Annotated in this window: 18 protein-coding genes; 9 read left to right on the forward strand and 9 right to left on the reverse strand. The window is 69.2% G+C overall.

What is annotated here, in order from left to right:
• The first annotated feature begins 6 nt into the window (after nucleotides 1-6).
• The 5 genes from NQK81_RS29395 to NQK81_RS29415 are packed head-to-tail and all read left to right on the forward strand — an operon-like array spanning nucleotide 7 to nucleotide 4,093.
• Nucleotides 7-300, forward strand: coding sequence for an urease subunit beta (locus NQK81_RS29395; protein ID WP_257484082.1), 294 nt, complete (start codon nucleotides 7-9; stop codon nucleotides 298-300).
• Nucleotides 300-2,021, forward strand: coding sequence for an urease subunit alpha (locus NQK81_RS29400; protein WP_126730491.1), 1,722 nt, complete (start codon nucleotides 300-302; stop codon nucleotides 2,019-2,021). Before NQK81_RS29395 ends, NQK81_RS29400 begins: the two co-directional genes overlap by 1 nt.
• Complete coding sequence (locus tag NQK81_RS29405; protein WP_257484083.1) at nucleotides 2,021-2,695, forward strand: urease accessory protein UreF; 675 nt, start codon at nucleotides 2,021-2,023, stop codon at nucleotides 2,693-2,695. Before NQK81_RS29400 ends, NQK81_RS29405 begins: the two co-directional genes overlap by 1 nt.
• Complete coding sequence (gene ureG, locus NQK81_RS29410; RefSeq protein ID WP_037348019.1) at nucleotides 2,685-3,392, forward strand: urease accessory protein UreG; 708 nt, start codon at nucleotides 2,685-2,687, stop codon at nucleotides 3,390-3,392. Before NQK81_RS29405 ends, ureG begins: the two co-directional genes overlap by 11 nt.
• Nucleotides 3,389-4,093 (forward strand): urease accessory protein UreD, encoded by a 705-nt coding sequence (locus tag NQK81_RS29415; protein ID WP_257484084.1) that lies wholly within the window; start codon nucleotides 3,389-3,391, stop codon nucleotides 4,091-4,093. The genes ureG and NQK81_RS29415 overlap by 4 nt, the downstream gene beginning before the upstream one ends.
• A 320-nt stretch (nucleotides 4,094-4,413) precedes the next feature.
• Here the strand turns inward: NQK81_RS29415 and NQK81_RS29420 are convergent, their stop codons facing one another.
• Nucleotides 4,414-5,505 (reverse strand): lipase family protein, encoded by a 1,092-nt coding sequence (locus NQK81_RS29420; RefSeq protein WP_257484085.1) that lies wholly within the window; start codon nucleotides 5,503-5,505, stop codon nucleotides 4,414-4,416.
• A 91-nt stretch (nucleotides 5,506-5,596) separates the two neighbouring features.
• On the opposite strand from NQK81_RS29420, the gene NQK81_RS29425 reads away from it, so the two are divergent.
• On the forward strand, nucleotides 5,597-6,217 hold the full coding sequence (locus NQK81_RS29425) for a TetR/AcrR family transcriptional regulator (RefSeq protein ID WP_257484086.1): 621 nt from the start codon (nucleotides 5,597-5,599) through the stop codon (nucleotides 6,215-6,217).
• A gap of 3 nt (nucleotides 6,218-6,220) precedes the next feature.
• Here NQK81_RS29425 and NQK81_RS29430 read toward each other — a convergent pair whose 3' ends face one another.
• From NQK81_RS29430 to NQK81_RS29465, 8 genes are all read right to left on the reverse strand, one after another.
• Nucleotides 6,221-7,765 carry a hypothetical protein gene (locus NQK81_RS29430; protein WP_257484087.1) on the reverse strand — a complete coding sequence of 515 codons (1,545 nt, stop codon included), beginning with the start codon at nucleotides 7,763-7,765 and terminating at the stop codon, nucleotides 6,221-6,223.
• A 286-nt stretch (nucleotides 7,766-8,051) separates the two neighbouring features.
• Nucleotides 8,052-8,645 (reverse strand): GTP-binding protein, encoded by a 594-nt coding sequence (locus NQK81_RS29435; RefSeq protein WP_126730503.1) that lies wholly within the window; start codon nucleotides 8,643-8,645, stop codon nucleotides 8,052-8,054.
• On the reverse strand, nucleotides 8,623-9,003 hold the full coding sequence (locus tag NQK81_RS29440; RefSeq protein WP_034308529.1) for a DUF742 domain-containing protein: 381 nt from the start codon (nucleotides 9,001-9,003) through the stop codon (nucleotides 8,623-8,625). The genes NQK81_RS29435 and NQK81_RS29440 overlap by 23 nt, the downstream gene beginning before the upstream one ends.
• Nucleotides 9,004-9,023: 20 nt before the next feature.
• Nucleotides 9,024-9,449, reverse strand: a complete 426-nt coding sequence (locus NQK81_RS29445; RefSeq protein WP_005156032.1) for a roadblock/LC7 domain-containing protein — start codon at nucleotides 9,447-9,449, stop codon at nucleotides 9,024-9,026.
• Nucleotides 9,446-12,061: a sensor histidine kinase gene (locus tag NQK81_RS29450; protein ID WP_257484088.1), complete on the reverse strand. Its 2,616-nt coding sequence runs from the start codon at nucleotides 12,059-12,061 to the stop codon at nucleotides 9,446-9,448. The genes NQK81_RS29445 and NQK81_RS29450 overlap by 4 nt, the downstream gene beginning before the upstream one ends.
• 2 nt (nucleotides 12,062-12,063) lie before the next feature.
• On the reverse strand, nucleotides 12,064-12,852 hold the full coding sequence (locus NQK81_RS29455) for an ABC transporter ATP-binding protein (protein WP_126730506.1): 789 nt from the start codon (nucleotides 12,850-12,852) through the stop codon (nucleotides 12,064-12,066).
• On the reverse strand, nucleotides 12,849-13,802 hold the full coding sequence (locus NQK81_RS29460) for an ABC transporter permease (protein WP_257484089.1): 954 nt from the start codon (nucleotides 13,800-13,802) through the stop codon (nucleotides 12,849-12,851). Before NQK81_RS29460 ends, NQK81_RS29455 begins: the two co-directional genes overlap by 4 nt.
• Complete coding sequence (locus NQK81_RS29465; RefSeq protein ID WP_257484090.1) at nucleotides 13,799-14,803, reverse strand: ABC transporter substrate-binding protein; 1,005 nt, start codon at nucleotides 14,801-14,803, stop codon at nucleotides 13,799-13,801. The genes NQK81_RS29460 and NQK81_RS29465 overlap by 4 nt, the downstream gene beginning before the upstream one ends.
• Nucleotides 14,804-15,180: 377 nt before the next feature.
• Here NQK81_RS29465 and NQK81_RS29470 point away from each other — a divergent pair, with 377 nt between their 5' ends.
• The 3 genes from NQK81_RS29470 (at nucleotide 15,181) to NQK81_RS29480 (ending at nucleotide 18,148) form a co-directional block, all read left to right on the forward strand.
• Nucleotides 15,181-15,552 (forward strand): hypothetical protein, encoded by a 372-nt coding sequence (locus tag NQK81_RS29470; protein WP_257484091.1) that lies wholly within the window; start codon nucleotides 15,181-15,183, stop codon nucleotides 15,550-15,552.
• 507 nt (nucleotides 15,553-16,059) lie between these two features.
• The gene (pdxH, locus tag NQK81_RS29475; protein WP_126730513.1) at nucleotides 16,060-16,746 is read left to right on the forward strand and encodes a pyridoxamine 5'-phosphate oxidase; all 687 of its coding nucleotides are present in this window, start codon (nucleotides 16,060-16,062) and stop codon (nucleotides 16,744-16,746) included.
• A 118-nt stretch (nucleotides 16,747-16,864) separates the two neighbouring features.
• Nucleotides 16,865-18,148: an MFS transporter gene (locus tag NQK81_RS29480; RefSeq protein ID WP_257484092.1), complete on the forward strand. Its 1,284-nt coding sequence runs from the start codon at nucleotides 16,865-16,867 to the stop codon at nucleotides 18,146-18,148.
• Nucleotides 18,149-18,156 lie beyond the last annotated feature (8 nt).

Consider the following 18,156-nt stretch of genomic DNA (forward strand, 5'->3'; position numbering starts at 1 on the left):
CCGCGAGTGCGACCAGGGGAGATCATCACCGGCGGCGCGCCGGTCGAGCTGAACCCGGGCAGGCCGCGGGTCCGGCTGCTCGTGCGGAACCTCGGCGACCGGCCCGTCCAGGTCGGCTCGCACTACCATTTCGCGGCGGTGAATCCGGGGCTCGAATTCGATCGTGAAGCCGCGCGAGGGCGTCGGCTCGACGTGCCCGCGGGGACTTCGGTGCGGTTCGAGCCGGGTGTCGAACGCGAAGTCGATCTCGTCCCGCTGGCCGGGAACCGTGTGGTGCCCGGATTGCGGATGGAGTCCTGATGCCGTCGATCGATCGAGAGCGGTACGCCGAACTGTTCGGCCCGACGACCGGCGACCGGATCCGCCTCGCGGACACCGATCTGCTCGTCGAGGTCACCGAAGACCGCAGTATGGGTCCGTCCGGCAGCGGCGACGAAGTGCTGTTCGGCGGCGGCAAGGTCATCCGCGAATCCATGGGCCAGGGAATGGCGACCAGGGCCGAAGGCGCGCCGGATCTGATCATCACCGGCGCCGTGATCCTGGACCACTGGGGGATCGTCAAGGCCGACGTCGGCGTCCGCGACGGCCGGATCGTCGGCATCGGCAAGGCGGGCAACCCGGACACGATGGACGGCGTCGACCCGGCGCTGGTCGTCGGTCCGTCGACGGAGGTGTTGTCCGGCAACGGGAAGATCCTCACCGCGGGCGGGATCGACTGCCACGTCCACTTCATCTGCCCGCAGCTGACCGAGACCGCGCTGGCGTCCGGCCTCACCACCCTCGTCGGCGGCGGGACCGGCCCGGCCGAAGGCAGCAAGGCCACCACCGTCACGCCCGGCGCGTGGAACCTCGGCCGGATGCTGCAGGCGATGGACGGCCAGCCGGTCAACGTCCTGTTGCTGGGCAAGGGGAACACCGTCCGGCACGAGGCGCTGCGCGAACAGCTGGCCGCGGGCGCCGGCGGGTTCAAACTGCACGAGGACTGGGGCAGCACCCCGGCCGCGATCGACGCCTGCCTCACGGTGGCCGACGAATCCGGTGTCCAGGTGGCGATCCACACCGACACACTGAACGAAGCCGGATTCCTGGAGTCCACTGTGGACGCCATCCGGGGCCGCTCGATCAACGCGTACCACACCGAAGGCGCGGGCGGCGGGCACGCGCCGGACATCATCCAGGTCGCCGGGCTGCCCAACATCCTGCCGTCGTCGACGAACCCGACCCGCCCGCACACCGCGAACACCCTCGACGAACACCTCGACATGCTCGTCGTCTGCCATCACCTGAACCCGTCGGTGCCCGAGGACCTGGCGTTCGCCGAAAGCCGGATCCGGCCGACGACCATCGCGGCCGAAGACGTCCTGCACGATCTCGGCGCGATCTCCATGATGAGCTCGGATTCGCAGGCGATGGGCCGGATCGGCGAGGTGATCATCCGGACCTGGCAGACCGCGCACGTGATGAAGCGACGGCGCGGCACCCTGCCCGGCGACGGCGCGGCCGACAACCTGCGGGCTCGTCGCTATGTCGCCAAATACACGATCAACCCCGCGATCGCGCACGGGATGGACCACGAGATCGGCTCGGTGGAGGTCGGGAAACTCGCGGATCTCGTGCTGTGGGAGCCGAAGTTCTTCGGGGTCCGGCCGCATGTGGTGCTCAAGGGCGGTTTCCCGGCGTGGGCGGCGATGGGCGACGCGAACGCGTCCATCCCGACGCCGCAGCCCGTGCTCGCGCGGCCGATGTTCGGCGCGGCCCCCGTGGTCGCCGCCGCGAGCAGCTTCCATTTCGTGGCGCCGGAAGCGCTCGAAAGCGGGGTAGCGGAGCGCTTCGGCATCACGCGGAAGCTCGTGCCGATCGCGAACACGCGCTCGCGGGGCAAGGCCGACATGGTGCTGAACGACGCGACGCCGGACATCCGGGTGGATCCGGACAGTTTCGCCGTGCACGTCGACGGCGATCTGATCGAGCCGCGGCCGGTGACCGAATTGCCGATGGCGCAAAGGTACTTCCTGTTCTGATGGACCTCGCCGCGCTCATCCTCGCCGACTCCCGCTTCCCCGGGGGTGGGCACGTCCATTCCGGCGGGCTCGAAGAGGCCGTCACCCGGAAGCTGGTCACGCATGAGCGCGATCTGCCGGGTTTCCTCTCCGGGCGGCTGCGAACAGCCGGTTCATTGGCCGCGGTGTTCGCGGCCGCTTCGGCACATGCCGCCGCACGAGGCGTCCATAGTGGACACTGGCGGCGACTCGACCTCGAACTCGATGCCAGGACGCCGTCGCTCGCGCAGCGGGAGGCGTCTCGCGCGCAGGGTCGCGGAACTGCTCGCGCGGGAAAGGCGGCGTGGCCGTCGCCGGTGCTTTCGCAGCTGCTGAAGGAAACTCCGCGACCGCATCATCCGGTGATCGTCGGTGCGCTGGTTCGCGTGCCCTTCGACGCGGCGATGGCGGTGGCATACCTCGCGATCAGCGGGCCCGCGAGCGCGGCCGTGCGATTGCTCGGGCTCGATCCGTTCGCCGTCAACGCGGTCGTCGCCCGTCTCTCGAAGGAGGTACGGGAGGTTTCCCTGCGCGCGGCCGAGGTCGCGGGCGACGATCCGGCCGATCTCCCGGCGCCGGGTTCACCGGCGCTCGATCTGTTCGCCGAGGCACACGCCCGGCATCACCAGGAAGAGGTGCGTCTCTTTGCCAGCTGAGCATGGTCACGGTCACGGACATGTGCACCCGGTCAACTTCGACCCGACCGCCGCGGAACCCGACCACTACGAGCAGGCGCCGACCGCGGGGCGCGCGTACCGGATCGGGATCGGCGGGCCGGTGGGGAGCGGGAAGACCGCGCTCACCGCGGCGCTGTGCCGGGCGCTCGGCGACGAGGTGAACCTCGCCGTCGTCACCAACGACATCTACACCACCGAGGACGCCGACTTCCTGCGCAAGGCCGGGGTGCTCGACCCGGAACGGATCGAGGCCGTGCAGACCGGTGCGTGCCCGCACACCGCGATCCGCGACGACATCACCGCGAACCTCGACGCCGTCGAACGGCTGGAGGAACGCTTCCCGGGGCTGGACCTGGTGATCATCGAAAGCGGCGGGGACAACCTCACCGCGGTGTTCAGCCGGGGGCTCGCCGACAGTCAGGTCTTCGTGGTCGACGTCGCCGGTGGCGACAAGGTGCCGCGCAAGGGCGGGCCGGGCGTCACGACGGCGGACCTGCTGGTGATCAACAAGATCGACATCGCGCATCTGGTCGGCGCGGACATGGACGTGATGACGTCGGACGCGCACCGGATGCGGGGCGAGCTGCCGGTGATCACACAGTCCCTTGTGGACACTCCGAACGCGCCGGCGGTCGCGGACTGGGTCCGCTCGCTGCTTCCGGTCCGCGCGGGGTGAAGGCGCACGCGCGGCTGACCGCCTGCTTCGAGGGCGGCCGGACCGTACTGCGTGAGCTGCGCTCGATGGCGCCGCTCACGCTCCTTCCCAAGCGGGGTGCCGGTGCGACGGCGGTGGTGCATCTGGTCAATTCGGCGACCTCGCCGTTGGGCGGCGACGAGCTGAAGCTGACCATCCGCGTCGGCGCCGGGGCTTCGCTGCGGCTTTCCGGGGTCGCGGCGACGATCGCGCTCCCCGGCCCGCACGGGGAGGGGAGTTCGTCCCTTGTGGACGTTGTGGTGGCGGACGGTGGGTCGCTGGAGTATCTGCCGGAGCCGACCGTGGTGACGGCTCGCGCGCGGCACACTGCCGAGTTCCGGGCCGCCGTGGCGGCTGATGCGTACCTGCATACGCGGGAGGTGCTGGTTCTCGGGCGCGCGGGTGAGCGGCCGGGGTCTTTGGTGACCACGCAACATGTGGTGCGGGGAGTCGTTCCGGTACTGCGGCAGACGCTGGAGATCGGTGACTCCACTTTGGACTCCAGTCTCGCGCATCTGGCGGGGCGGCGGGTGCTGGCGACCGACCTGGTCGTGGGCGGACCTTCGCTGCCTGCCGCCTCGGGTGAGTGGTGGTCGCGTACGCCTTTGGCCGCCGGTGGGACGCTCACGACTTCGCTGGCTCCGGACGCGGTGACCGCGCTTCGGGTGTTCGACACTGTCTGATGCCGGTCGTGTTTGGACGACACGCGTGATCAGACGGACGACACACGTGACTGGACGGACGACACGTGGGTGAGACCCGGCCTCGGTCGTGTCGTCCCTTCAATCACGCGTGTCGTCCCTCTGATCACGTGCGACGTCCATTCAGTCTCGCGTGCCGGCCGATGGCGCTAGCATCGCTAGAAAACCTAGCGGTACTAAAGGTCCCTTGCTCTCCTCAGGAGGGGCTGGTGGGGCTCGTGTGACGGTGCCGAGCGTTGCGAAAGCCACTTTCGCAACCTTCAAGGTTGCGAAAGTGGCTTTCGCGTCATCCCCCGGGCTCGTCAGAACTTGGTGCCCAGCCAGGTCATCGCGACGGGCCCGCCCGCCGAAACGCCGCCGATGTGCTCCAGCAGCGGGAACTCCTGCCAGGTGACGTCGGCGCCGAGAGCGTGGTAGCGGTCGCGCAGGCCCTGGCCGACCGAAAGCGGGATCAGTTCGTCCAGAGATGCGTGGTACAGGAAGACCGGCGCGCCGGGTTTGGTCTTGCCCGCCAGGTTCTCGCCGAGCCGGGTCTGCCAGCGCGGGTCCGACGAAACATCGGGCACGGTCGTGAAGTCGTTGAGCCGCGCGAAAGGCGCCGCAGCGCCGAGTTCGACGGTGCACGCTTCCTTGACCTTCGCGACGGCCCGCTCGCCCTTAGCGTTGAGCACCTCGGTGAACGGCAGTTCCGGGTAAGCGGTCGCGAAGCCGACAGCGGCACCGAGTACGAGGCCGAACGCCGGACCGCCGTCGTTGAACTTCAGGACCGCGTTCAGATCCGCCGGGACCCCGCCTTCCGCGACGCCGACCAGGTTGACGTCCGGCGCGTAGGACGGCTGCAGTTCGCCGGCGAAAGCCGCGGCTTGACCTCCTTGCGAGTAACCGAAAACGCCGACCGGCCCGGTCTTGGACAGGCCCGCTTCGGGGACCCGGGAAGCGGCCCGGGCGGCGTCCAGGACGGCCCGGCCTTCGGACTGGCCGACGGCGTAGGTGTGCGTGCCCGGGGTGCCGAGGCCCTCGTAGTCGGTCACGACGACCGCCCAGCCGCGCGAAAGCGCTTGGCTCATCAGGAGGACTTCGTTCTCGGACCCGTTCGTCAGCCGGGTCGACGGCGCGCAGCGGTCGCCGAGGCCGTGCGTGCCGACGGCGTAGCTGACCAGCGGGCGCGCGCCCTTCGTCCACGGGGTGTGCGGGACCAGCAGGATGCCCGAAACCGTGTTCGGCCGCCCCGTCGCCGAGGTGGAGCGGTAGTGGAGTTTCCAGGCCTTCGCCGGGGCGGTGGCGATGACCGGCTTGTAGTCGACCAGGTCCCCGGGAGCGCTTGGCGCGGCTTGCGCGGCCGGCGCGCCGATCAGGGTGGCTGTCAGAGCTGCGACCAGAACTGTCCGAAGCACCGTTGCCTCCAGTTTGGTAATTGAGATTTTCGCAATGTAGGCGCTGTTGCTAGCATCTGGCAATCCCTGTTACCGAATCGGGGGAGGTCGAGTGGCCCGCACCTACGGCGGGGTCGCGCCCGAGCAACGGCGCGCCGAACGGCGTGAACGCCTGCTCCTGGCGGCCCTGGACCTGTTCACGTCGACGGGCTACCGGCAGGCGAAGATCACCGAGTTGTGCACCCGCGCGGGCGTCTCGACGCGGAACTTCTACGAGGAGTTCGAGAGCAAGGAGAAGGTGCTGCTCACCCTGCACGAGCGCATCAACGCGCTCGCGCTGGAGCACGTCACCGGCACCCTGGAGACGCTGGAAGACGCCGACGCGGTCACCCGGATCGGGACACTGCTGGACGTCTTCGTCAGCACGGTCACCTCGGATCCCCGGATGCCGCGGCTGAACTACGTCGAGGCCGTCGGCGTCAGCGCCGCTTTGGAGGCGCAGCACCAGGAATGGGTCGATCGGTGGGCCGCGTTCATCGAAAGCGAGGCCCGGCACGCCGCCGCGCACGGGGTCGCACCGGATCGCGACTACCGCCTGACGGCGATCGCGCTCGTCGGCGCGGCGACCGGTCTGCTGCGCGAGTGGCAGGCGCACACCCCGCCGCTCCCGGTCGCCGAGGTGGCCGCCGAACTCCGGGCCCTGATGCTGGCCGCGATCACCCGGCCCGCCTGAACGTCAGTTCTGGGCGCCTTCCTTGTCCGGGTCGAGGTCGATCCGGTCCCGCCGTTCACCCTCGGGCTTCTTGCCTGGCTCTTCCTTGGCCCAATCGCCGAGCGTGCCGATCGACGACTGGAGCCGCTCCTTCTGCTCGGCGTCGGTCTGCGCGTACTTCTCGGCGGCTTCCTTGATGCGGTCGCCCGCGGCCAGGTAGCGCGCGGTCGTCTTCTGGAAGAAGGACTCGACGTCGTTCCGTAACTGCTTCAGGGCGGTGTCGGCCTCGGTGGGAACGACCCCGCGACCGACGAGCTGGCCGTCGGCGTAAGAGGTTTTCGCGAGTTCCCCGAGCAAGCCCGAGTAGATCTCGGCCGCTCCGTAGCAGGCCTCGGCGAGCTGCAGCACGACCGTGATGTCCACGGCGAAGCGCTGGGTGCCGTCCGATCCTGGTTTGGGGCCGCCTTTCGCCGGAGGTTGCGTCATGTCGTAGAGCTCGAGATCGATGCGGTCGACCCCGGCGATCTCGCTCTCGATGGCCTTGATGGCGTCGTGGTAGTCCTTCTCGGCTTTGTCCAGGTCGCTGTGGAGTTCACGGACGCCGGTGTCCACATGCGCGAAGAACGCGTCCAGCTGAGGGAACCGCAGGTCCGAGTTGAACGGCCGTGCGGTGATGTTCATCGCGAACTCGAGCAGGATCAGCGCGTTGCCGACGCCGGCCGGAGCCGTGCGGCCCAAGGCGCCGATGACGGTTTTGGCGTACTCCCACTTGTCGCTGACGGCGCTCAGTACCAGCTTCTCCTTGGGCGGTTCCGTCGGAGCGGGGGCGGCTTCGTTGAGCGCGGTGGTGGCTTCGGCGATGAGGTTCAGGATGTTGTTCCTGGCGGCGTGGATGATCGTGGCCCGGCACGAGTAGCTGTTGCCGAGCCACTGCACGAGGAGGTCCTGATGCGTGAGGGTGGGGAGGACCGTCGCGAGGAAACCGTCCCGGAGGCTGTTCGCCGCGAGCCCCATCCAGCCGGTCATCCAAGCCCGGGTGCCCGAGTCGTCGTTGCTGCCCGCGAGCAGCGCGATCATGTTGTCCAGGTCGTGGTCGCCCATCGCGTTGCCGACCCGCATCTTCTTCTCGACGGAGGAGAAGGCGCTGTAAGCCTCTTCGAGCGACGACAGTTCCGGCCCGCCCGCGAGATCCGGGATGCCGGTCGCCAGCTGTTCCCGTTTCCGCCACGCCCAATCCGCGACCTGGGTGAACACGTCGAACGCCCGGCACTCGACGTACTTCGCGTCCCGCACGCTCCAGCCGTCACAGGCCTCCGCCTGCGGCCGGTTCGCCGCGGCGCCGTCATTGACCGCCCACCCGACGATCGGACAGGTCGTCAGATGGCCCCACGAGTCGGTCGGGGGCTGCCAACGAGCGGGCTCCGGTGCCCCGGGGAACTGGCTCGAACCGCCCCTCAGCAACTGGCCGGCGTCGTGCAGCCAGCGCTTCTCCAGCGTCTGCCAATAGCCGTTGAGCGCGGCCGTGAGCGTCGCCGAATACTCGCTTCCGCTCATGTAGTCGCCGGACATCGCATCCACCCCGTTTCGCATTCCCGCGGCCGGATGGGCGGGAATGCGATCGAGGATAACAGGATCGTGTGACGTTCAGGGGCTAATTGTCACTTCTTCCGCCGGGCCGCCCCGTCGGCCCGAAGTACATGAAGGCCCCCTTCCTGTACCTAGGCGCGAGGAAGGGGGCCTTCATGTACTTCACCAGAGCCGGCCGACGACCTTCTGTACCCAGTCCTGCTCCAGCTTCACGACCTGCCCGTTCGCCGTCACTGTCGGCGTGCCGAAACCGGGGCCCTTGCCGAAGTTACGACGCGGCCGACGCCCGCCGGAAGGTGTTGTGCAGCACGGCCAGCAGCGCGTCGCGCACCGAAAGGCGTTGCCGGGCATCGAAGGTGATCAGCGGGACGTCCTCGCCGACGGCGAGGGCCCAGCGCACGTCTTCGAGGTCGTGCTTCAGCGAACCGTCGAAGACGTTCACCCCGACCACGAACGGCAACCCGGCCTTCTCGAAGTAGTCGACGGCCGGATAGCAGTCGTCGAGCCGCCGGGTGTCCACGATGACGAGCGCGCCGAGCGCGCCCAGCACGAGGTCGTGCCACATGAACCCGAACCGGTCCTGCCCCGGCGTGCCGAAGAGGTACAGCTTCACCTCTTCGTCGATGGTGATGCAGCCGAAGTCCAGCGCCACCGTGGTGGTGGTCTTCGACGGCACCTCCCCGCCGGAGCCGTCCACGGCCGCGCCCGCCGAGGTCATGGCGGCCTCGGTGGTCAGCGGTTTGATCTCGGAGATCGCGCCGACGGTGGTCGTCTTGCCGACCCCGAACCCGCCCGCGATGACGATCTTGACCGGTGTCGGCGGCTTGGCGGGCGCCGGTTCAGCGAATTGCTTCGAGTCCACGAATGACCCTTTCGATCATGCCGAGGTCCTGGGTGAAGGCACCGGCCGGGCGACGGAGCACGACGTAGCCGAGTGCGGCGAGATCCGCCACGAGCACCCTGGCCACGCCGATGTGCAGGCCGAGCATCGCCGCCACTTCGGCGACGGATTTCGTTTCCCGGCAAAGGGAGACGATCTCCCGCCGTTCGAACGTCAGCCTCGCGTGCGACGCCGCGCCCAGCCTGCTCGTGAGCACTTGAGCCTCGATTTCGAGCGTGCCGTCCACCGGCTGCGCGCGGCCGGCGGTGAGCAGATACGGGCGTAGCGGCGAGATGCCCTGTTCGGCGCCCCGCGGCTGAGGTACCTGGTCGTCGCTCATTCCCTTGTCCCCTCGTCAGTTCAGCTGCCGACGCTCTTCTTGAGTTCCTCGATCAGCGCGGGGGTGAGCACCTCGGTCGCACGGTTGGCGAACATCGCCATCTCGTAGGCGATGGTGCCGAGGCTGGCCTGTTTGGTGGCGAGCACGCCGAGCGAGCATCCGATGCTGATCGTGCAGACCAGCAGGTAGCCCTGCTCCAGCTCGATGATGATCTTGTCGGGTGAACCGAGCGGGTGGCTCTCGGAGACGCCGTGCGCGAGGCCGAGCATCGCCGAGCAGATCGCGGCCAGCCGGTCGGCGTTCGCCCGCTCCAGCTCGGACGACATCGCGATCAGCAGGCCGTCGGCCGAGACGGCGATCGCGCCCATCGCGCTCGCCGTGTTCTGCGCGAAGCGCGTCACCAACCAGTTGAAGTTCCGGGCTTCGACGCTGACTCCGGTCGTCATCTCTTGCTCTTCTCTCTCTGTTGCATCTCCGGGTTGACGGCTTTCTCCAACCCGTCACTGAAGGCGTCGAACGCGGCACGCTCGGCCTCGGGGTCACGCATGCCCTTGGGCTTGGTGGTGTTCAGCGCCGCCCGCGCGGTCTGGTGCCGCGCGGCCGGACCTTTCGCGAGCCCCGGCGCCAGCTGCGCGCCGGGGACCCTCCTGGTGAGACCGCCGCGCGAGGCGGCGGGCACCGGCGTCGGGGTGGGCATCGGCGCCGGGACGGCCGCCGGCGGCGCGGTGGCCTTCGCCAGCCCGGCCTCGAAGCCGTCGAAGGCCGCCTTGGCCGCTTCTGGATCATGCCTGGACTTCTGCCGCGAAGGCGCTTCGGGGGCGCCGGGAAGCTGCGCGCCCTTGACCCGGCGTCGCAGCCCGCCGCGGGTCTCGCCAGGATCGGCGGCGGTGAGCGTCGGCGCGGGTGCTTGGTACACGGGCGCCGGTTCGGGCACTGGCGGCGGCAGCGGCACCGGAGCCGGTTCCGCGATCTCCCCGTCGGTCTTGCGGAACCACCGGAAGTCCCCGGCCCGCTGACCGCCGCGCGGGATCATCCCGGCGATCGCCAACGTCGGCGGCTCGTGCGCGGCAGGCTCCGGCCGCGACGGCGGTTCGGGCTCTTCGCTCGGTTCCGCCGTCGGCCACACCGGCGGCGCGGGGACGGACTTCGGCGTGGGCGGCCGGTACGTCAGCAGGGTCGGCGGGATGGTGATCCGCGCGGTGACCCCGGCTCCCGGCTCGGTCTCGGCCAGTTCGACCTTGAGCCCGTGCCGCCGCGCGAGCCGCCCGACCACGAACAGCCCGAGCACACTGGTCGGCGCCAGTTCGAGCCGCTCGCGTTCGACGAGCCGCCGGTTCTCCTCGGCGAGCCGCTCCGCGGTCATGCCGATGCCCTGGTCCACGATCACGATCAGGCAGGAGCCGTCGGGCAGGATCTTCGTCCCGACGTCCACAAAGGACTCCGGCGGCGAGAACGACGTCGCGTTCTCCAGCAGTTCGGCGAAGATCAGCACCAGATCGGAGCCGAACGGCGACGACAGCAGCACGTCGCCCATCGAACCGAGCCGCACCCGCTGGTAGTCCTCGATCTCCGCGAGCGCCGAACGCAGCGCCGTCGACAGCTCGATCGGGCCGGAAATCCTTGCCTCGTCGCGGTTCCCCGACACGACGAGCAGGTTGTCCGCGTTCCGGCGAAGGCGGGTGGAGAGGTGGTCGAGCCGGTAGAGACTGGCCAGCAGTGCGACGTCCTGCTCGTTGCGCTCCAGTTCGTCGACCAGCGCCAGCTGCCTGCCCACCAGGTTCTGCGTGCGCTTCGCGACGTTGGCGAACATGAGGCCGACGTTGCGCCGCGTGACGGCCTGCCGTTCCACCAGTTCGGCCGCGGTGGCCTGCACCCGGTTGAACGCCTCGGCCAGCTTGCCGAGTTCGTCCTGTGAGGACACGTCGATGGTGGCGAGCCGCGGCGCGAGTTCTTCGGCCTGCTCGGTGTCGGTGACGCGGACCAGTTCGGTGCTCGCGAGGTCGGCGACCGAGGTCGCCGCCGTGGTCAGCTTCCGCAGCGGATCCGCGATCGACCGGCTGACCGCGATCGCGAGCCCACCGACCAGCAGGAACAGCACACCGGCGCCGATACCGATCGTCCACGCCAGATTCTGCGCCGCGTCGGCTCGCGCGGTCGCGGCGTCGGTGATGCCGGTGGTGACCGCGTCCTGCGCGAGGCGCCGCTGGTTCGACTGGGCGTCGACGGCGCCGAGGATGTCCGGCAGCAGGCTCTGCACGGCCTGCGGGCCACGGGCCTCCGCGAGCCTGGCCTCCAGCGCGTCGACCCGGCGGCCGGACTCGCCCTGCTCCACCGCGACGACCTGCGTGGCCTGGGTGACGTCGGCCTGCTGCACGAACCGTTCGAGGAACAGCGACGACTGCTGTTTCGCGTCGGCCAGCACCGGCGCGCCCGATTCGGGGGTGACCAGCACGATGATCAACGCCATCCCGCGCAACGAGTTCTCCTCGTTCGCGCGCAGCAGCGCGTCGAGCGCGGTCAGCTGCTGGGTGCCCGCCGCGTCACTGGTCTGCTGCGGGACCAGGCGGAGCGAGTTGATGACCGCGTCGATCACCGCGTGATACGTCCGCGCCACGCTGTCGAGTGAGGCGCCGCGCCGGAGCGCGTTCTCCCGGATCTCGTTCAGCGATCCGATGCGCACCAGCGCCGCCGCGAGTTCTTCCGGCGCGTCGGCGCTCAGCTGCGAACTCACCTGGTTCACCGTGTCCGCGACGACGGCCTGCTGTTTCAGCATCGCCGCACTGCTCGCCGACGACGACGCGATGTAGTGCGCCGTCAGCAGCCGTTCCCGCTGCAGTTCCCAGGCGAGCGTGCCGAGCGCGCGGGCCTGCGACGCGACGTCGGCGGTGGTGCGCGCGGACCGGGCGTCGTCGATCTCCCCGGCGACGTAAGGCACCGACACCAGGACCACGGCGGTCAGCGGCAGCATCAGGAGCAGGTTGAGCTTGCCCCGGATACCGAGTCTGCCGAGCAATCCGGACCGCGGCCCGCGTTCGGGCCGGGTCTTCCCGTGCCTCATGGTCACCTTTCTCCCCGGCTCCGCCCGAGGTGTCCGCGGTGCTGTTCCCGGACGAGGTCTTCGATGGACGCGCGCAGCGCGACGAACTCCGGCGCGCGTTTGACCGCGAGGTCGCGCTCCGCGGGAAGGCCGACCTCGATGTCGGCGGCCACCCGGCCCGGATCCGAGGCCAGCACCACGACGCGACGGCCGAGGAACACGGCCTCTTCGACGTCGTGGGTCACCATCAGCACGGTGGTGTGCGTGTCGGTCCAGATCCGGCGGATCAGGACCTGCATGTCCTCTTTGGTCTGGACGTCCAGCGCCCCGAAGGGCTCGTCCAGCAGCAGCACGTCGGGCTCGCACGCCAGCGCCCGTGCGATCGCGACCCGCTGTTTCTGCCCGCCGGAAAGCTGTTTGGGCAACGACTTCCGCAGGTGACCGAGGCCCGTCTCGTCGAGATACCAGTCGACCCGGCGGGCTCGTTCGGCCTTGTCGATGTCCAGCAGTTCGAGTCCGAACGCGACATTGCTCTCCACCGTGCGCCACGGGTACAGCGCGCCGTGCTGGAACACCAGCCCGCGATCCGGGCCCGGCCCGGTCACGGCGTCACCGTCGAGGGTGATCAGGCCTTCGGTCGGTTCGGTCAGCCCCGCGATCAGCGACAGCAGGGTCGATTTGCCGGACCCGCTCGCGCCGACCACGCAGACGAAGTCGCCGCGCGTGATGTCGAGATCGATCCCGTCGAGCGCGCGGGTGGTCTTGCCTCGGACCGTGTAGTCCTTGGCGACCGCCTTCAACTGCAGCGTCATGCCGCCCACTTCCCGACTCTGGCCCGCAGGAGCCGCAAGGCGATGTCGATGACCAGCCCGAGCAGGCCGATCACGATCAGCAGCGCGAAGATCCGGTCGGTCTGGGTGAACCGCTGCGCGCGCATGATCCGCAGGCCGAGCCCGGCGGTGGCGTTGATCAGTTCGGCGACCACCACGAAGTTCCACGCGGCCGCCGCGTTGACGCGGGTCGCGTCGATCATGCCGGGCAGCGCGTGCGGGACTATCACCTTGCGCAGGACCTCGCCGCGCCGCGCGCCGAGCGTGTACGACACGTCGAGCAGCGAACGCGGCACCCCGCGGACGGCGTCGGCGATCATCAGCGTGTTGAAGAAGACCGTGCCGAGGAACAGGACCGCGACCTTCGACGGTTCGCCGAGGCCGAGCCAGATCATCAGCAGCGGGATGAACGCGCTCGCCGGCAGATAGCGCAGCATCGCGATGACCGGCTCGAACAGCGCCAGCCCCGCGTCGAACGTCCCCATCACGATGCCGAGCGGCACCGAGACGAGGATCGCGAGCCCGAAGCCGAGCAGCACCCGCTGCGTGGTGGCCCAGAGGTCGCTGAACAGTTCGCCCGACTCGATCATCTTCACCAGCGCGTCGAACACCGCGACCGGCGTCGGGAGGAACATCGGCTTGATCGTGCCCAGCGCGTTCAGCGTCACCCAGATCAGCAGCGGGATCACGAACGAGGCCACCGCCAGCGCCCACCGCCAGCGCGCGGGGATCGGCGTCCGGAGCGAGAACAGCGGTGAGGCGTTCGGCTTCAGGCCCGCCCGGCGGGGCAGCGGCGACCAGTCCGGTCGCGTGCCGCGCCGCTCCTCCTGCGCCTCGGCGAGCCGCTGCTCGTCTTCGAGTCGGCGCGCTTCGGCCTCGTCGTCGGCGTCCGTCCGCTGAGCGGCCCGCCCCGACGCGTCCGTGGCGCTCACTTCACCGCCTTGACGAACTGGTCGTCGAACAGCCCGTCGAAGTTCGGCCTGCTCTGGGCGAGGCCGTTGGAGACGATGAAGTCGGCGATCTTGCCCGCCTGGAAGTTGAGGTGGGCGGGGGTGACGCCAGGGGTGAACGCGTCGAGGTTCTGCTGCTTGGTGAAGATCGTGGTGCCCGCGTCGTAGGTCTTGTACTCCTCGATCGACACCGCGCCGCGTTTGGCCATGATCTTCACGGCCTCTTCGCGGTTCTGCTTGATCCACTCGATGGTCTCGAACCAGGTGTTCACCAGCGCCTGGACCTCCTTCTTGCGCTCCTTCGACATCTGCTCGGAGACGACCAGGTGGTCGGGGATGGCGCCAGGGAACTCGGCGGACGTCGCGATCGCGCGGCTGCCCGGGCGCTCGAGCGCCTTCGTGGTGAAGGGGGCGAAGGCGGCGACGGCGTCGACCTGCTCGCCGACGAACGCGGCCGCGGCGGCGTCGGTCAGCAGCGGGACCAGCTCGATGTCCTTCTCGGTCAGCTTCGCCTCCTGCAGCGCCAGCAGCAGCAGGTAGTGGTCGACGGTGCCCTGCTCGACGGCGACCTTCTTGCCCTTGAGCTCGGCGACGCTGCCGATCCCCTGGCGGGCGATGACCTTGTCGTTGCCGGTCGAGTTGTCGTTGACCAGCACGACCGACAGCTTCGCGCCACCGCTGACCGACGCGAGCGTGTCGTTCAGGGTCTGGCTGTTCGCGTCGATCGCGCCGGAGGAGAGGGCGTTGATGCTCTCGGTGTAGCTGTCGAACCACTTCAGGTCGACGTTCACGCCGTTCTTCTCGAAGAGGCCCTTCTCCTGGGCCACCGCCCACGGGAACCAGCCCGGCCAGGCGCTGTAACCGATCGTGACCTTGGTGCCGGAGGCGGCCGTGCTGTCGGAACAAGCCGAAAGGGCGGTCACGCCTGCCAGCGAAAGGACGCACAACAACGCCGTCACGAGACGGCGGGAACGGGAAATCACAACGCACTCCTGGGGAAGGGGAGTAACTCGGGCGTGGAAAGTTCCGGCTGTTCGAGCGCAGGACTGATCGACCGGTGTCGAACTCCCTCACGGAAGCCCGGCCGGTAATGGCGATGGCGCGGCCGCACACCCGGCCGTCCCATCAAAACCTCTGAACACTCTGGATAGAGGTGATCACCCCGTTGCTCTCGGCGGCGATCCTATCGAGTGGCGCAAGGTCTACCTAGTGTGATCGTCGGCTCTTGCACGATTCGCTGTCACATTCTGCTAAACCCGGCCGTTCGCCCCAAAGGGCGGACTCTCACCTGGTGGGCAACCCGGTGCCCGGCGGCGTACGTCCATCGGGTGGCGGGTGAAAATTCCGGAGGGAGCAGAGGATGAAATTTCGTGCGGCCGCGGCATGCGTCGCGGGGGCGGCGATCTTGTCCACCTTGGCCGGTGCGGGGCAGGCGAACGCGACCAGACCGTCGAGCCTCGTCCTGAGCCCGAACACCGTCGTCGCAGGTGGGACGGTCACCGCGGATATCTATTGCCTGCGCCCGTCGGGGGCGGGCGAGCTCGCGACGACCCTCGTCGCGGACGGTCTCGCCGCGCCGATTCCGTTGCGGGTGGTGGGGGACGGCGGCACCGGCGGCATCGGTGTCGCGTTGCGCGGCGACGGTCCGGCCGGGACGGTCCCGGGGCGGTACACGGCGTCGTACGACTGCTGGGGCTGGATCGTCCGGGCGGAGTTCACCGTCACGAACTGACAACCCCGGAGAAGGCCGGTTTCGGGAGGCGAATTGCCGTCCCGGAGCCGTCCTTCGCCGGCACACCTCACGAAGATGTTCCGGGCGGTAATTTCTGTCAATCGACAGAATTAGCAGGGGCGGGCGCGTGTGCCGCTGTGAAAACCGGAAGAATTGTTCGCGGAGTTCCGAAATATCGACGAAACAAAAGCGGAAAGGATGGCCGTGAATTCCTTGCCGACCCGGTCTGTCCAGGCGCTTTCCGTATTTTGTGAAGCCGGGCGCGATTCCGCGGACGACCGGAAAGAGCCGGAACAAAGCGCCGGGCGGACCGACCTTCGACCTTGATCGATCAGGTCCCGCCAGGTGACGAGCAGGTGACGGCTTGCGGTCCAGCGGCTACACACAGATGATCGGGCAGGGGTGGCGGGTGTCACCGTTCAGTGGGTTTCGCCGCCGCCGTCTAGGCAATACCGTCGGCGGCAAAGCCGAAGTCATGGGCCCCGATCGGGTACGGAGGTTTGGCGGATGATGCCGGAGATCAAAGAGGGCGCTGCCGAGAACGGCGACGCCGTCGTTCGCCTGCCCGGAATGAGGGTGGCCTACGAAGGGGCCGCCTTCGACGAGTCCGCGCTGGCGGAGACGTGGACCGCCCAGCTGCAGGACTGGCTGAACCAGGCCGTCTCCGCCGGGATCCCCGAGCCGAACGCGATGGTGCTCGCCACCGCCGACCCGGAGGGCAGGCCGTCCTCCCGGACCGTGCTGTGCAAGGGCCTCGACGAGCGCGGTGTCGTCTTCTACACGAACTACACCTCGACCAAGAGCCACGACCTCACCGCGACGCGCTACGCGTCGATCACCTTCCCGTGGTACGCCCTGCAGCGTCAGGTCCACGTGCGCGGCGAGGTGGAGAAGGTCAACGTCGCCGAGACCGCCGAGTACTGGGCGTCCCGCCCGCGGGGTTCGCAGCTCGGGGCCTGGGCGTCGCCGCAGTCCCGCGTCGTCGACGGCCGCCGCGCCCTCGAGAACGCGCTCCACGGCATCGAGCGCCGGTTCGCCGACGTCGAGAACATCCCGTTCCCGCCGCACTGGGGCGGGTGGCGCATCCGGCCCGATGTCGTCGAGTTCTGGCAGGGCCGCGAGGACCGCATGCACGACCGGCTCCGCTACGTCCGCACGGACGACGGCTGGCAGATCGAGCGCGTCGCGCCCTGATCCCACGCGCGTGAAGGCCCCCTTCCCTCGGCTCAGCCGAGGGAAGGGGGCCTTCACGCGCGGCCGGTGACATAAATCGCGCGCGGTTGGTTAGTTAGCGCGGCTAAGCTGTCTGGTTGTGAATGACGACGTGGGGGTTGACCAGCGCAAAGGTGTCCGCAAACTGTTCGGCTCGATCGTCGTCGACACCCGGCCGCTCAAGATCCCCGCGTTCCGCCGTCTCTGGCTGTCCACCGCCGTCACCGCCGTCGGCAGCCAGCTCACCGCCGTCGCGGTCCCCAAACAGGTCTTCGACCTCACCGGCTCCTCGGCGTACGTCGGCCTGACCGGTCTGGTCGCGCTGGTCCCGCTGCTCGTCTTCGGTCTCTGGGGCGGCGCCATCGCGGACGCCGTCGACCGCCGCAAGCTCCTGCTCGTCACCAATGTCGGGGTCACCGTCACCTCGGCGGTCCTGTGGCTCCAGGCGTACTTGAACATCGGCTCGGTCTGGCTCGTACTGGGCCTGCTCGCGGTCAACCAGGCGTTCTTCGCGATCAACATGCCGACCCGCGGCGCCGTCGTCGCCCGGCTGGTCCCGGACAACCTGATCGCGCCCGCGACCGCGCTGAGCAGCACGATGTCCACCTTCGGCGCGGTCTTCGGCCCGCTGCTCGCCGGTTCGCTGATCCCGATCCTCGGCCTCTCGACGCTCTATCTGATCGACGTCGTCGCCCTGACCCTGACCCTCATCGCGGTCTACAAGCTCCCTCCGATCCCGCCACTCGGCGAGATCGCGCGGCGCGCCGGCCTCCGCGACATCATCGACGGTTTCAGATACCTGGCGACACAGAAGATCCTGCTGGCGTCGTTCCTCGTCGACATCATCGCGATGGTCGCGGGCATGCCGCGCGCGCTGATCCCGGAGATGGCCGAGCGCACCTTCGGCGACCCGCCCGGCGGCGGCCCGGCGCTGGGCTGGCTGTACGCCGCGCTCCCCGCCGGCGCGATGCTGATCGGCCTCTTCTCCGGCTGGCTGACCAGGATCCGCAAACAAGGTGTCGGCGTGATCGTCTCGATCTGTGTCTGGGGAGCGGCCGTCGCCGGTTTCGGGCTCGCGAACTCGTTGTGGCTCGCGGTGTTCTTCATGGCGCTCGCCGGGGCAGCCGACATGGTCAGCGCGATCTACCGCATGTCGATCCTGCAGCTCGCCACCACCGACGAGATGCGCGGACGGCTGCAGGGCGTGTTCACCGTCGTCGTCGCGGGCGGCCCGCGGATCGCGGACCTCACCCACGGCTGGGCCGCCGCCGGCGTCGGCACGGCGGCCGCGGCCTCCGGCGGTGGAGTGCTGGTCATCGTGCTGGTCATCGGCGCGGCGCTGCTCATCCCGTCGTTCTGGCGGTACCGGGCCCCGGCAGGCTAGGCCGTTCG

Source organism: Amycolatopsis roodepoortensis, from assembly GCF_024628825.1.
Classification (GTDB): Bacteria; Actinomycetota; Actinomycetes; order Mycobacteriales; family Pseudonocardiaceae; genus Amycolatopsis; species Amycolatopsis roodepoortensis.